This is a genomic window from Bradyrhizobium sp. 2S1, assembly GCF_011516625.5.
GTDB classification, from domain to species: Bacteria; Pseudomonadota; Alphaproteobacteria; order Rhizobiales; family Xanthobacteraceae; genus Bradyrhizobium; species Bradyrhizobium septentrionale.
Window position 1 is genome coordinate 9,633,089 of the sequence record NZ_CP147717.1, and the last position, 13,396, is coordinate 9,646,484.

At 64.2% G+C, this 13,396-nt stretch carries 10 protein-coding genes; 3 read left to right on the forward strand and 7 right to left on the reverse strand.

Annotation, left to right across the window (positions count from 1 at the left end):
* Window positions 1-72 precede the first annotated feature (72 nt).
* The 4 genes from HAP54_RS45905 to HAP54_RS45920 all read right to left on the reverse strand — a co-directional run bounded on the left by HAP54_RS45905 (window position 73) and on the right by HAP54_RS45920 (window position 4,426).
* Window positions 73-1,515, reverse strand: a complete 1,443-nt coding sequence (locus tag HAP54_RS45905) for an amidohydrolase family protein (RefSeq protein ID WP_166297958.1) — start codon at window positions 1,513-1,515, stop codon at window positions 73-75.
* Window positions 1,516-1,721: 206 nt separating this feature from the next.
* Complete coding sequence (locus HAP54_RS45910; RefSeq protein WP_166297959.1) at window positions 1,722-2,747, reverse strand: ABC transporter substrate-binding protein; 1,026 nt, start codon at window positions 2,745-2,747, stop codon at window positions 1,722-1,724.
* A 45-nt stretch (window positions 2,748-2,792) separates the two neighbouring features.
* Window positions 2,793-3,569 (reverse strand): ABC transporter permease, encoded by a 777-nt coding sequence (locus HAP54_RS45915; RefSeq protein WP_166297960.1) that lies wholly within the window; start codon window positions 3,567-3,569, stop codon window positions 2,793-2,795.
* Window positions 3,570-3,571: 2 nt separating this feature from the next.
* The gene (locus HAP54_RS45920; protein WP_224741506.1) at window positions 3,572-4,426 is read right to left on the reverse strand and encodes an ABC transporter ATP-binding protein; all 855 of its coding nucleotides are present in this window, start codon (window positions 4,424-4,426) and stop codon (window positions 3,572-3,574) included.
* 202 nt (window positions 4,427-4,628) lie between these two features.
* Here HAP54_RS45920 and HAP54_RS45925 point away from each other — a divergent pair, with 202 nt between their 5' ends.
* The gene (locus HAP54_RS45925; RefSeq protein WP_166297962.1) at window positions 4,629-5,387 is read left to right on the forward strand and encodes a GntR family transcriptional regulator; all 759 of its coding nucleotides are present in this window, start codon (window positions 4,629-4,631) and stop codon (window positions 5,385-5,387) included.
* Window positions 5,388-5,596: 209 nt separating this feature from the next.
* Here HAP54_RS45925 and HAP54_RS45930 read toward each other — a convergent pair whose 3' ends face one another.
* Window positions 5,597-8,158 (reverse strand): fused MFS/spermidine synthase, encoded by a 2,562-nt coding sequence (locus HAP54_RS45930; RefSeq protein ID WP_166297963.1) that lies wholly within the window; start codon window positions 8,156-8,158, stop codon window positions 5,597-5,599.
* A gap of 298 nt (window positions 8,159-8,456) precedes the next feature.
* Window positions 8,457-8,876, reverse strand: coding sequence for a nuclear transport factor 2 family protein (locus tag HAP54_RS45935; protein ID WP_166297964.1), 420 nt, complete (start codon window positions 8,874-8,876; stop codon window positions 8,457-8,459).
* A gap of 153 nt (window positions 8,877-9,029) precedes the next feature.
* On the opposite strand from HAP54_RS45935, the gene HAP54_RS45940 reads away from it, so the two are divergent.
* Window positions 9,030-10,289, forward strand: a complete 1,260-nt coding sequence (locus HAP54_RS45940; RefSeq protein ID WP_166297965.1) for an amidohydrolase family protein — start codon at window positions 9,030-9,032, stop codon at window positions 10,287-10,289.
* Window positions 10,290-10,545: 256 nt separating this feature from the next.
* Window positions 10,546-11,760, forward strand: a complete 1,215-nt coding sequence (locus tag HAP54_RS45945; protein ID WP_166297966.1) for a mandelate racemase/muconate lactonizing enzyme family protein — start codon at window positions 10,546-10,548, stop codon at window positions 11,758-11,760.
* 174 nt (window positions 11,761-11,934) lie between these two features.
* Here the strand turns inward: HAP54_RS45945 and HAP54_RS45950 are convergent, their stop codons facing one another.
* A complete protein-coding gene (locus HAP54_RS45950; RefSeq protein WP_166297967.1) occupies window positions 11,935-13,167 on the reverse strand; it encodes an ABC transporter substrate-binding protein in 1,233 nt (410 codons plus the stop codon).
* Window positions 13,168-13,396: the final 229 nt, after the last annotated feature.

The window sequence follows — 13,396 nt, forward strand, 5'->3', positions numbered from 1 at the left end:
TTTCTTCCGTTTGACGGAATTCGCGCGAGGCCGACCGCGCTTGCCGCGCGATGCGAGGCGAATGCTCTCAGCCTAATTGCAGGTGAGTTGTCTCTCGAACCAGTCTTGCAAGGATACTGAAAGACGCGGCCATGCGCGCAGCACATGCGCGTATGTAGCAGCGCTCGCGCGGTAGAGGCCGCGCAGTTCCTGCTCGATAGCAGGAAGGTCGACACCCACGCACCGACCATTGCTGACGATGGTGCGTCCGTCGACGACCACGTCCCGGACCAGCGACGCATTGCCGCGCGCGAATAGCAAATCCAGCGGATCGGCCGGCAATATCTGATCGCCCTCGAGACGGTCGAGATCGATGCTGACGAAATCGGCCGGCGCACCGACGGCAAGCTCGCCGGTCCCCGGCGCACCGGTGACGCGGCGGCCATTGCGGATCGCGAGCGCGAAGAATTCCTGCGGGGTCCAGGTACGCTGAAAGCCGAGGCCGCCATGCATCATCTGCACGAGGCGCATCTCGCGCAGCACATCGTCATCCTCATCGAGCGCCAGACCATCGACGCCGACCGCTATCGCGCAGCCGCAAGCGTGCGCCGCCGCGATCGGCGCCAGCCCGGAGCGGAGATGCAAATTGGAGGAGAAATTGGTGACGATACGCGCGCCTGAGGCCGCGATCATCTCGATCTCGTCGGGCCGGGCATGGATGCAATGCGCAAGCGTCAGCCGTTCGGAGAGAAAGCCGATGTCGCGGAGATAGCGGACGATGCCATCAGGAAAATGCTCATCCGCCCAGGCGCGCTGATAGATCGTCTCGAGCAGATGCATGTGGATGCGGCGTCCGGTCTGCGCGGAATTGTCCGCGACCGCCTCCAGGAGCGGCTTCGAGCACCACTGCACGCCGGCGAGCCCAAGCTGCACATCGACCATCGGCCCACCGATCGCCGCCGCGATGGCGTCGGTCAGCTCGATATAGGCCTTCGGCGACATCGGCCCACGGACGAACAGTTTTTCGATCGTCTTGCGATCGTCGCTGTCGAGGGCCGACAGTACCGGTTCGCTGTCGCCATACACGATCGGGTTCTGGTCGCGCACCGCGATCGCAAAGCCGATGCGGATGCCGACATCGCCGGCGGCCCGCGCAATCGCCCTGGTCTCGTCGAGCAGCGGCATGATGCCGCTCGGCCGGGTGTAGTGCACCATCATCGCCGCGCAGCCGGCCTGCGCCGCGCGCCCCAGCGCGGAGGCCGCGGCGAGATAAGGATCGACCGGCGTGCCCACCACCGTGCGCAGGATCCAGCTCTCCAGTGGCATGCCGACAGCGCCGAAGCTGGATGCCCGCGGGCGGGCGTGGTCGTGGGCGTTGACGAAGGCCGGGAGGATGAGGGAGCGCGGGCCTGTCGCCGGGCTCGTGGCTTCGGAGATATCGGTGATGACGCCGTCGTCGTGACGAAGCGCGACATTATGGCGGATGCCGCGGTCAGGACCGGAGAACAAGCGGGTTGCCGTGACGTCCATCGTCATGGTCTCTCTTCTCCTCCGCGGGCTCGCTTCACCTCTCCCGCTTGCGGGAGAGGTCGACGCGCTCGGCAGCGCTCTTGCGCGCCAGAGCGCGGCGGGTGGGGGCTTTCTCCACGATGTGACTCGCGGAGAGAGCCCCCACCCCGGCCCTCCCCGCAAGCGGGAGAGGGAGCATACTTCCGATGCGACGGGGGCTTGGCTCACCTGCGTCAATTCGCAGTGTACACCAGCTCGCGCTCCGCGCGCGGCGGCAGGAATTCGCGCGAGAACACTTCGGCCGGGGTCGGCGCGCGGGCGAGCTGGTAGCCTTCGACGATGAAACCGATGTTGCGCACCATGCGGTCGTCCTTGATGTCGCCGACACCGATGTCCTTCATCTCCGGCGAGACGATCAGCTTCTCGAAGGAATATTGCAGCCGGCGCTTTTCGACGTCGACATTGATCAGATTGTCATAGTTGAGCGCAGCCTTCATTCCGGCGTTCTGATCCTTGGCGACCGCGATCGCGCCCTTGTTGATGGCGCGCACCAGGCCGGCCACCGCCTTCGGGTTTGAGGCGATCAGCTTGCGCGACACCATCACGCCATTGGAATAGAGATCGAGCCCGTAATCGCCGAACGAGAACCATTTGAAGTCCTTGTCCGGATCCTGGCGGTTCAGCACAAGATTAAAGTAGCTCGTGATGTTGAAGACCAGCGCGGCATCGATGTCGCCCTTGATCAGCATCGGCTCCTGCAGGTTCGGCGCCATGTTGGAGATCTTGATCTTCTCGCCGTCGAGCCCGTTCTTGTGCGCGAACACCGGCAACAGCCGGGTGGTCGGCGTGCCCTGCGCGCCGCCGAGCGTATGGCCCTCGAAATCCTTGATCGACTTGATGCCGCTCGAGTTCTTGGCGACGATCGCGAACGGCGGCTGGTTCCACATCATGTAGACCATCACGGGCGCATCCTGCGGTCTGGTCGAGGCATTCTGGATGATGGCGTTGACGTCGCCGAAGCCGGCGTCATAGGCGCCGGACATGATGCGCGTCACGGTCGCACCGGAGCCCTCGCCCTGGTCGATCACGACGTTGAGGCCCTCCTCCTTGAAGAACCCGTTGTCCTTCGCATAGAAGAACGCCGCATCGCTGCCTTGCGTCTTCCAGCCCAGCGTGAACTTGATGGTGGTTTCCTCGGCACGCGCCGCTCCCGCGACCAGAGCCAACCCCACGAGCGCAGCGCTTATTGTCTTCAGCATGACGACCTCCTCAACTCCAGTGAACGGCGATGGACGAAACAACCTTCAGGTGGCGATGACATTGTCCTTGCGCGTCGCCCAGCCCGTGACCTGGCCCTCGATCAGCGAGAACAGGACGTAGAGCGCGACGCCGAGGCCGGCGAGCACGAACAGCCCGGCGAACACCAGCGGCACGTTGAAATTGGAGGACGCGGTCATCATCACATTGCCGATGCCGCGGTTCGAGGCGACGGTCTCCGACAGCACGGCGCCGACGAAGGCGTAGGAGACCGCGACCTTCAGCGAGGCAAAGAAGAACGGCATCGTCCGCGGCAGCCCGACATTCCAGAGGATGTCGAACTTGCTGGCGCCGAGCGCCTTCAGGACGTCCTCGAGCTCGGGCTCGGTGGTGGCAAGGCCGGTGGCGATGTTGACGACGATCGGGAAGAAGCAGATCGACAGCGAGGTCAACACCGCCGGCACCGTGCCGGAGCCGAACCACAGCACGAAGATCGGCACCACAGCGACCTTCGGGATCGACGAGAAGCCGACCAGCAGCGGATAGCAGGTGTCGTAGGCGGTCTTTGACACGCCGATCACCGCGCCGAGCGCAACGCCAAGTGCCACGCCGAGCACGAAGCCGATCATGGTCGTCACCAAGGTCTGGATGATGTGCGGCCACAGGATCGGGAATTTCTCGAACAGCGTGACGAAGATCTGCGACGGCCGCGGCAGCACCAGGTCCGGCATCCCCGTCATCAGGCAGAACAGCTCCCAGGCGACGAAGAACAGCACGATCAGGGCCGCGGACCAGGCCTTCTGCCTGATATCTGACACGGACATGGTCAGGCTCCCCCTTGCGCAGCGGTGCGCGCATCGACGATGAAGGCGCGGAGTTTCTGGTTGAGCGCGACGAACTCGGGCTCAAACGTCATCGCCAGGGTGCGCGGGCGGGCGAAGTCGACGCTGGAGTCGTCGAGGACGCGGCCGGGCCGTGCGCTCATCACGCAGATGCGGCTGGCGAGGAAGCCGGCCTCGCGCAGGTCATGGGTGACCAGCAGCACGGTCGGCTTGTGCGTCATCCAGAGCTCTTGCAGGATTCCCCACAGCTCCTCGCGGGTGAACTGGTCGAGCGCGCCGAATGGCTCGTCGAGCAGCAGCATGCGCGGCTCGTGGATCAGCGCGCGGCACAGATTGGCGCGCTGGAGCATGCCGCCGGAGAGCTGCCAGGGATAGCGGCCGCCAAACCCTTTCAGCCCGACCTGCTCGAGCAGCGCATTGGCCTTGTCGCGGAACTCGGTCTTGCGCAGCCGGCGGAACTGCGAGCGGAACGGCTCGACGATCTTCAGCGGCAGCATGATGTTCTTTTCGATCGTCATCCACGGCAGCATGGTCGGGTTCTGGAACGCCATGCCGACCCGCATCGCGCGCGCCGCGACCTCGCGGCCGCCGACGATGACGACGCCGGTGGTCGGCCGCACCAGGCCCGACACCAGCCGCAGGATGGTGGACTTGCCGCAGCCGGACGGCCCGACCAGTGCGACGAACTCGCCGTCGGCGATCCGCAGCGTGGTTGTCGACAGAGCCGGCACGGCGCGGGCGCCGCGGCCGAAGGTCACGGAGGCTTCCGACAGCTCGATCGCGGTCGGCGCCGATCCGGCGGCGACAGGCTCGCCGGCAAATTCGGTGTTTGGTTGCATGCGCATCACGAGCAAAGTGCATGCAAGCTGGATGCCAGCGACCGCCCCGTTGAAAATCAAGGGGATCGCGCGATTTCCAGGCGGAGCGCGGGATTCCTTTTAGGCAATCGGCGGCCAAAACTGCATGCAATTCGAGCGCCCGATTGTTTCGCCGGTATGATAAACAGGCGTTCGAAGCACCTTTGAAGAGGGATTCGCGGCAATGGCGGGACGCGCCGGCAGCAGCAAGACGGCTGAATCGTCAGACAAGGTCAGCGTGATCTGCCGCGCGCTGCGGCGGGCGATCATCGAGCAGGCGCTGGAGCCCGGCGCAAAACTGCCCGAGGATTCGCTCGGCGAGCGTTTCGGCGTCAGCCGCACCATTGCGCGGCATGCGCTCGGGCAATTGGCCGCAGAGGGTCTCGTCGAGCTGCGCCGCAACCGCATCGCGGTGGTGGCGACGCCGAGCTGGCAGGAGGCGCGCGATGCCTTCGACATCCGCATCGAGCTGGAGCGGCTGGTGGTGCGGCAGCTCGCCGGCAAGCTGACCAAGGCGCAGGTCGCCGAACTCACCGCCCATGTCGACGCCGAGGATCGCGCCCGCGACGGCACCGACGCGGTCTCGATCCGGCTCGCCACCGAATTCCACATCCTGCTCGCCCAGATGACGAACAGCCCGATCCTGGTGCGTTATGTCAGCGAAGTCGCCTATCGCTGCTGCCTGACGCTGTCGCTGTACAGCCGGCCGCATTCAACCGAATGCGCGATCAACGAGCACCGCGCAATCATTGCGGCCCTGGTGAAGGGCGACGTCGCCAAGGTGATGGAGCTGATGCACCACCATCTGGATTCCGTCGCCACTCGCGCGCTGGTCGCGCCGAGTCCGCAGCGCGGGCGGGATCTGCTGGATATTCTGGCGCCATACGCGGATGAGGTGACCGGCGATCGGGTGGTCAAGCTGCCGAAGGTGGTGCGGCGCTGACGACTGCTGCGCTCTATCGCCGTCATCCTGAGGTGCGAGCCCTTGCGAGCCTCGAAGGATGCACGGCCTCGCCGGTGGCCGTCGATCCTTCGAGGGCCGCTGAAGAAGCGGCCACCTCAGGATGACGGGGAGAGAGTGGGCGCCTCCTACACCTCGATCGCCCGCTGCACCAAAATCCGCTCGGCGGTCGTCACCCGGAGGCCGCTTGCTCACTCGCGCAGCTTGCGGTCCAGGAAGCCGACATAGGAATTGTCCGGCTGCAGTTTGACGGCCAGGCGAAGCGCTGCACGGGCGGCGGATTTGTCGCCGTCAGCCGTGGCTTTGTGCTCATCCAGAATCGCGTCGGCCACCGTGCGCGCGGCGTCGAGACGAGCCTCGTCGATGGAGTGAGGGGCAAGATAGTCTTCGACCGGCTCGCGGAGACGCTTCAATTCGTCCACGCTGATCGAACTCAGCGGATACCAGTTATAATATTCGAGGCGCGGCCGATCATCCGTGAGGCTCGGCACATCCCCGACAAAGGCCGCGAGTTTTTCATCAGCGGCGATGAATGTCGCCAGAAAATCCTCGGGCGAGCGCAGGCCGTTTGCGGTCAGGTCTTCAGCCACCGCGGGCGCGGACATCCGCATCGCGAGCGCGCGAGGATCGATGTTCAAGGGTTCATCGGAAGCGATCGCCACGCCTTCCATTCTGGACGGCAACCACAGCGAGACATGCTTGAACTGGCCCATCATGGCCTTGAGGATCATCTTCGGAAGAATGCCGCGGTTGAAATCCAGCGGCACCCATTGCGCGAGAACGCCGCCGGGGCGCATCTTCTGCTTTGCCAGCGCATAGAATTCCTCGGTGTAGAGGTTGATGACGCCGGCGTCATGGGGCGGCGGTGGCTCGAGGGTGATGACGTCAAATGTTTCCTTGGTCCCGAGCAGGAAGTGGCGCCCGTCCGCGACGATCTGATGAACCCTGGGATTCTGATAGAATTGCTGGTTGATCGGCACGAAATGCGGCGCGAACTCGAAAACCGTCGAGGCCAGGTCGACCGCGTCGATGGATTTTAATTCCTTGTGGGTGCTGACCGCACCAACCGTGGTGCCGGTCCCGATGCAAATCACGACAGCCGTTTCAACCGGGCCGGGGTGCAGCAGAATGGGATAGTGCCCCATCGCGGCCATGTAGCGTCTGCCCTCGGGACGGTTGTTGGCGTAGCTTTTCGAGTTCACCACCAATTGCTGGTAAGTCCCCGCCGCCTTTTCGCGATACTCGACCACCGCAAATGTCGCTTGCCGGGTTTCCCGCAGCTCGAGAACATCGGCGCCTTCGATCGCAGTCAGGACACGTTCCAGATAGTGTGGCGTGAGGAGCAGCAGCGCTACGGCGATGACGCTTGCGGCGATCGTCCCTTGCCGCCACAGGCTGCCTTCTCTCAGAAGACCCGGTTGCGATACGGTCGTCGCGGCAAACAGCAGGACGTTCAGGACAATCAGTGCGGTGAGCGCCCCCTGACTGCCCAGATAGGGAATCAGAAGGAATCCCGCCGCCAGCGAGCCGAGGACGCCGCCGATCGTGTTCAAGGCGTAGAGCGTGCCTACCCTGCGGCCCAGCGCGCTCATCTGCATCACGGTCAATTCGCTGGCCAGCGGAAAACTGATGCCGATCAGCGTGGTCGGCAGCAGCAGGGCAACGGCGCAGATCAGGAAGAATGAAACGTCACCGCCCAAAAGCTCCTGCACCGGGACCGGGAGCAGGCCCGACACGATGGGAGACAGCACTGCTCCCACAGTACGCGCCTTGCCGAGGATTGCGACGGTGAGCGTGGCCGCAACCGCGATCAGCAACTGCGTGACGGCGAAGTAGCGCAGCAATTGATCCTTGCGGGGTGCGAGCAGCCTGGCGCAGATCAGCGCACCGGTCACCAGGCCCAGCAGGTAAACGCCGAGCATGCCCGAGAAGGCGAAAACACTTGACGTGCTGACATTGGTCAGGAAGCGGAACCAGACGACTTCATAAGCGATCGACACGAAACCGGAGCACGCGAAGATCGCGATCAGGGTGGACGTCCGGCCGTGCTCCGGTGCGGCGGTTTGCCCCGGCGCTTCTGGCGCGACCGGCAACAGCGGACTTGTGCTGCGCGCAACCAGCAGGGCCACGCCGCCGACGCAGACATAGAGCGCCGCCGCGACCAGGCTCGATCCTGTGATCCCCCAAAGGCCCATCAGGACAAAGCCGACAACCAGCGTGCCGATAGCGGCGCCCAGGGTGTTGAACCCGTAGAGCAGACCGATGCGATTGGCGAGGTCGGTTTGCGTGCGGGTCAGGAATTTTACGAGGAACGGCAGGGTCGAGCCCATCAACATCGTCGGCAGCGACAGGATGGCGAGCGACAGCGCGACCATCAGCGGCAGCCGGAATGGAGACTCCAGGTCCAGCATCGGCGACAGCCAGCCCACCCATGTCGACCAGTGCGACAGGAACGCGGTGACCGCCAGGGAAACGACTGCGAGGGCGAGTTCGAGAAACCCGTAAATTTTCAGGGGGCGGCTGACAGTGTCGGCGATCCGGCCTCCGAGCGCGCTGCCGAGCGAGAGGCCGAAAAAGAAGCTCGCCACCGTGACGCTGACCGAGACGGTGGCACTTCCCAGCACGAATTGCAGTTGCTTGAACCAGAGCACCTGAAGGATCAGGGATGCCGCGCCCGATGCCAGAAAGATCGCCGTGACCAGAACCCGGTTCTTCAGGCTTATGGTGTCTCGAACACCATCACGATTGCGCACTGGACGGCTCTCCCGCTGAACGGGAGAACAGGTAAGGCAAATGCGGTTAATATTGCCTTATGGGGCGGTGGACGAGGCGGGTGCAGAGCGGACGGTGAAGCCGGCGAAGGTGGTGCGGCGCCAGCAGTTCCCACTACTCTATCCCCGTCATCCTGAGGTGCGAGCCTTGCGGTGCACTTGCACCGCTGGGCGAGCCTCGAAGGATGAACGGCCCCGCTGGTGGCCGTCGATCCTTCGAGGGCCGCTGAAGAAGCGGCCACCTCAGGATGACGGGGAAGGAGTAATGCGCTCGCCGCCCCTACGCCTCGATCCCCCGCTGCACCAAAATCCGCTCGGCGCTGTCGTTCCAGACGTCCATCTTGACGATCTGGCCACCCCTGACCACGAAGCGGTCGACATAGCGGTTGCCTTCGAACGGCGTGCCGTCGATCCATTCGCCGTAGAGCGTGCCGACGCTGTAGACCACGGTCTCGCCTGCGCCCGGGCAGACGTCGATTCGGTCCATCCGCTTCTTCACCCAGCGATAGCGTTTGGCATTGAAGCCGGTCGGCCCGCGCGGATGGTCGAACTCGCGCTCGCCGGTGAAGGTAATCACCGTGCCGGGCTTCATATAGGCCGCCGCCGCGTCGGGATCGGGGACCATGGACGCGGTCAAGTAGGCTTCGACGATCTCGGCATCGGACAGCGGGCGGGCATCGGCTTTGGCGGTGACGGACATCGCGGGTCTCCAGGAACTCGCAAAACTCTACAATCTGGTCGCCAAAGTGTATGCATATTTTTTGGACAATCTGACCGACAAACTGCACACAATCTGGTGCTGCCGCTTCCCTGCCCTTCCGCTAGGCTGCGACCAACCTGAAATCTGCTCTCGATGATTGCGAAACCTGCCTTCGACCTGGTCTTCCGTCATGCCGTGACGCGCACCTCCGCGTCGACGGTCGATATCGGCATCGCTGACGGCCGGATCGCCGCGATCGCGCCGCAGCTCTCCTGCGAGGCCGCCGAGATCGACCTCGAGGGACGGCTGGCGCTGCCCGGCTTCGTCGACACCCATATCCATCTCGACAAGGCCTGCCTGCTCGGCCGCTGCGGCCACGACCATGCCGGCGTCGCCGAAGCCATTCGCGCGGTGGCCGCGATGAAGCGCGACTTCACGGTCGAGGACGTTTATGCCCGCGGCGCAAAAGTGATCGAGCGCGCGATCACCGCAGGCACCACGCGGATGCGGACCCATGTCGAGATCGACCCGCGGATCGGGCTGCGCGGCTTCGAAGCGGTCAAGACGTTGAAGCGCGACTATGCCTGGGCGCTCGACCTTTCTCTTTGTGTCTTCCCGCAGGAAGGCCTGACCAACGATCCCGGCACCGACGAGCTGTTGGTCGCGGCGCTCGACGACGGCGCCGAGGCGATCGGCGGCTGCCCCTATGTCGACAGCGATCCGAACGCGCAGATCGCGCGAATCTTTGACCTGGCGCAGCAGTTCGACATCGACGTCGACCTGCATCTCGATTTCGACCTCGATCCCTCCTGGTGGCACATGGAGGAGGTCTGCCGGCAGACCGAGCGGCGCAACTATCACGGGCGGGTCGCGATCGGGCACGCGACAAAACTCTCCGCGTTGCCGCCCGAGCGGCTGAAGGCGGCGAGCGCGCGGTTGGTGCAGTCCGGCGTCGCGGTCACCGTGCTGCCGGCGACCGACCTCTATCTGATGGGACGCGACGCCACCCACAACGCGCCGCGCGGCCTGACCGCCGCGCACCGGCTGGTCGCCGATGGCGTGCTGTGCTCGGTCGCGACCAACAATGTGCAAAACCCCTTCACGCCGTTCGGCGATGCATCGCTTCTGCGGATGGCCAATCTTTATGCCAATGCCGCCCATGCCGGGATCGGCGAGTTCGATGCCTGCCTCGATCTCGTCACCGAGCTGCCGGCGCGGCTGATGAATTTGAAAGACTACGGCATCGCGGTCGGCAACCCCGCCGACATCGTCGTGCTCGACACCGACAGCGCAACCAACGCGATCGCCGAACTGCCCGACGTGCTCTTGGGCTTCAGGCGCGGCCGCAAGAGGTTCGAACGGCAAAAGCCGACGCTGTTTCGGCCGGGCACCAAACTCTCCCCGTCATCCTGAGGCGCGAGCTCTTGCGAGCCTCGAAGGATGCACGGCCCCGCCCTATCCGTACTGCGAAAGCCGGGCCGTCGACCCTTCGAGACGGCCGCTGCGCGGCCTCCTCAGGGTGACGGATCGAGTGAGCTGGCTCGTGCAAGCGATCGTATGTCGCAGCACCAACCTATGCGCATTGTCGCCCTGCCCTGGCGCGAATTGACGCGTCCGCCGATCCGTTGTTGGTATCTCTCAACTCCAACAACATGCCGGGCAGGAAACCATGAGCATATCAGCCACAATCAAAAGCGTCGAAACGCTCGCCTGCGATGCCGGCTGGCGGAATTATCACTTCGTCAAGGTGACGACGTCAGACGGGCTGGTCGGCTGGAGCGAATATGACGAGGGTTTTGGCGCGCCCGGCGTCACGGCGGCTATCGAGCGGCTGTCGGCGCGCGTGATCGGCAAGAACGCGTTCGAGCACGAGCGTATCTATGTCGAGCTGTTTGCCGCGACGCGTCCCGCCGCCGGCGGCGTGGTGGCGCTGGCGCTCGGGGCCATCGAGAACGCGCTGCTCGACGTCAAGGCCAAGGCGCTCGGCGTGCCCTGCTACGATTTGCTCGGCGGCAAGATCCGCGACCGCGTGCGGGTTTACTGGTCGCATTGCGCGACCTGGCGCATCAATCATCCCGACTGGTACAAGCCGGCGATTACCGATCTCGACGGCGTCAAAGCGATCGGGGCCGAGGTGCGCGAGAAGAAATTCTCGGCGATGAAGACCAACATCTTCGTCTACACCGACGGCAAGCCGATAGGCTGGCGCCCCGGCTTCGGCGCGCCGTTCCAGCCCGAGATCAATGTCGACCGCAATGTGCTGCGCAATCTCTGCATGCATCTGGAGGCGATCCGCGACCGCGCGGGGCCGGATGTCGATCTCCTGCTCGACCTCAACTTCAACGCCAAGACCGAAGGCTATCTGAAGATCCTGCGCGCGATCGAGAAGATGGACATGTTCTGGGTCGAGATCGACACCTTCAACCCGCAGGCGCTCGGCTACATCCGCCGCCAGAGCCCGCACCCGATCTCGTCATGCGAGACGCTCTTGGGCTTACGCGAATTCCTGCCCTACTTCACCGAGCAGGCGATGGACGTCGCGATCATCGACACGCCGTGGAACGGAGTGTGGCAATCAATGAAGATCGCCGCGGCCGCCGAGCATTTCGAGGTCAACGTCGCGCCGCATAATTTCTACGGCCATCTCTGCACCATGATGAACGCGCATTTCTGCGCCGCGGTGCCGAACCTGCGGATCATGGAGACCGATATCGACCGCCTGGCCTGGGACCATGAGCTGTTCACCCACGTGCCGGAGTTTATCGACGGTCATCTCGTGATTCCGGATCGCCCGGGCTGGGGCACCGAGCCGAACGAGGAAGGCCTGCGCGCGCATCCGCCGAAGAACAAGGGCGGGCTGTTGAATTATGGGTTGAAGAAGTAACTCTCTCCACGCCGTCGTCCCGGCCTAGTGCGCAATTGCGCACGGGAGCCGGGACCCATAACCACAGGCGTTGGTTGTGAAAGGGATCGAGGCCCTAGCGTCGCCTAACAACGAGCACTTGGGGTAATGGGTCCCGGCCTTCGCCGGGACGACGCAACCCTCAATCACCGCGCCTCAATTATCATCCCTGACAGCCGTGAACGCGCTGTCGACCACGTCGCCGATCGGCTGCCAGGCGTTGCCGTCGAACTGCACCAGCCGCATCTGCTTGATCGGGCGGAAATCCTTCGGCCCGGTGTTGATCACGATCCCCGGCAGCGCGATCGGGCTTTGATAGTCCTTCAGCGAGGCTGCCTGCCGCATGATGTTCTCGCGGGAGAAATCATCGCCGCATTGGCGCAAGACCTGGTGCAGCGTATCGGCGGCGGCATAGCCGAACATGGCGTAGATGTCGTCCTTGCCACCGTCGGGGAAATATCTGTCCATGAAGTCGGACCACGCCTTGATATGCGGATCGTCCTTCCAGGAGGCGTCGCCGGCGTCCTTGAGGAACGAGGTCGAGATCACGCCGAGCGAATTCTGCAGGCCGGCCGGCTGCAAAGCGCTGGCGATCGAGGCCGACGCATTGTCGAGGATGAACACCGGATGCCAATCCATCCCGGCCACGATGCGGATCGCGCGCGCCGCGATCGCCGGCGCGCCGTCGAACACCAGGATGTCGGCGCCGGAGTCCTTCAATATCCCGAGCTGGTTCTCGATCCTGGTCTCCGACGCGTCGAAGGCAAGATCGGCGACGATCATGCCGGCGGTGTCGCCGAGGCCCTCCTGCAATCCCCTGAACAGATCGCGGCCGAACTGGTCGTTCTGCCACAGCACCGCGATCTTGCGTGACGGATAGGCGGCCTGGATGTAGTTGGCGTAGATTCGCCCCTCGGCGCGGAAGGTCGGCTGCCAGCCCATGGTCCAGGGAAACGTCCTCGGATGCGCCCATTCCTCGTCACCGGAGGCGACGAACAGCTGCGGGACCTTTTTCTCGTTGAGGTATTTTCGCACGGCGAGGTTGCTCGGCGTGCCGAACGAGCCGAACATCAAGAGCACATCCTGCTTCTCGACGAGATCGCGGGTCTGCTCCATCGCGGTCTTCGGATTGGAGCTGTCATCGACCGAGACGAACTTGACCTTGCGGCCGTTGATGCCGCCATGCTCGTTGACCATGTCGAAATAGGCCGCTTCCGCCCGTCCGATGGTGGCGAACGCAGCGAGCGGCCCGGTATACGGCATGACGTTGCCGACGCGGATCTCGCTGCCGGCCGCTTCGGGCGCCTGCTGCGCGGCGAGCGGCGCCGCCGCGATCATCGCGGCGAGGACGAGCAATATCGAACGCGCGGTTTGTCTTTTTGTTTGCATCAACATCGCCACAAACGCCGGCCACGGCCGGCGCTCCCTCCCGAGGACGCGACCTTATCGCCCAAGGCAATGCCGGGAAAATGAAATGTTGATGGCGGAGCAAGCCAAGGGCGCGGTTCACCTCTCCCGCTCGCGGGGGAGGTCGGATCGCATCAAAGATGCGATCCGGGTGGGGGCTTTCTCCGCATAAAAACCGTCCGACTCGTGGCGAGACCCCCACCCCAACCCT

What these genes read in the sequence shown, in the direction of transcription:
- HAP54_RS45905 (WP_166297958.1), bottom strand. Translation starts at nt 1,515, where the DNA reads ATGACGATGGACGTCACGGCAACCCGCTTGTTCTCCGGTCCTGACCGC.
- HAP54_RS45910 (WP_166297959.1), bottom strand. Translation starts at nt 2,747, where the DNA reads ATGCTGAAGACAATAAGCGCTGCGCTCGTGGGGTTGGCTCTGGTCGCG.
- HAP54_RS45915 (WP_166297960.1), bottom strand. Translation starts at nt 3,569, where the DNA reads ATGTCCGTGTCAGATATCAGGCAGAAGGCCTGGTCCGCGGCCCTGATC.
- HAP54_RS45920 (WP_224741506.1), bottom strand. Translation starts at nt 4,426, where the DNA reads ATGCAACCAAACACCGAATTTGCCGGCGAGCCTGTCGCCGCCGGATCG.
- HAP54_RS45925 (WP_166297962.1), top strand. Translation starts at nt 4,629, where the DNA reads ATGGCGGGACGCGCCGGCAGCAGCAAGACGGCTGAATCGTCAGACAAG.
- HAP54_RS45935 (WP_166297964.1), bottom strand. Translation starts at nt 8,876, where the DNA reads ATGTCCGTCACCGCCAAAGCCGATGCCCGCCCGCTGTCCGATGCCGAG.
- HAP54_RS45940 (WP_166297965.1), top strand. Translation starts at nt 9,030, where the DNA reads ATGATTGCGAAACCTGCCTTCGACCTGGTCTTCCGTCATGCCGTGACG.
- HAP54_RS45945 (WP_166297966.1), top strand. Translation starts at nt 10,546, where the DNA reads ATGAGCATATCAGCCACAATCAAAAGCGTCGAAACGCTCGCCTGCGAT.
- HAP54_RS45950 (WP_166297967.1), bottom strand. Translation starts at nt 13,167, where the DNA reads ATGCAAACAAAAAGACAAACCGCGCGTTCGATATTGCTCGTCCTCGCC.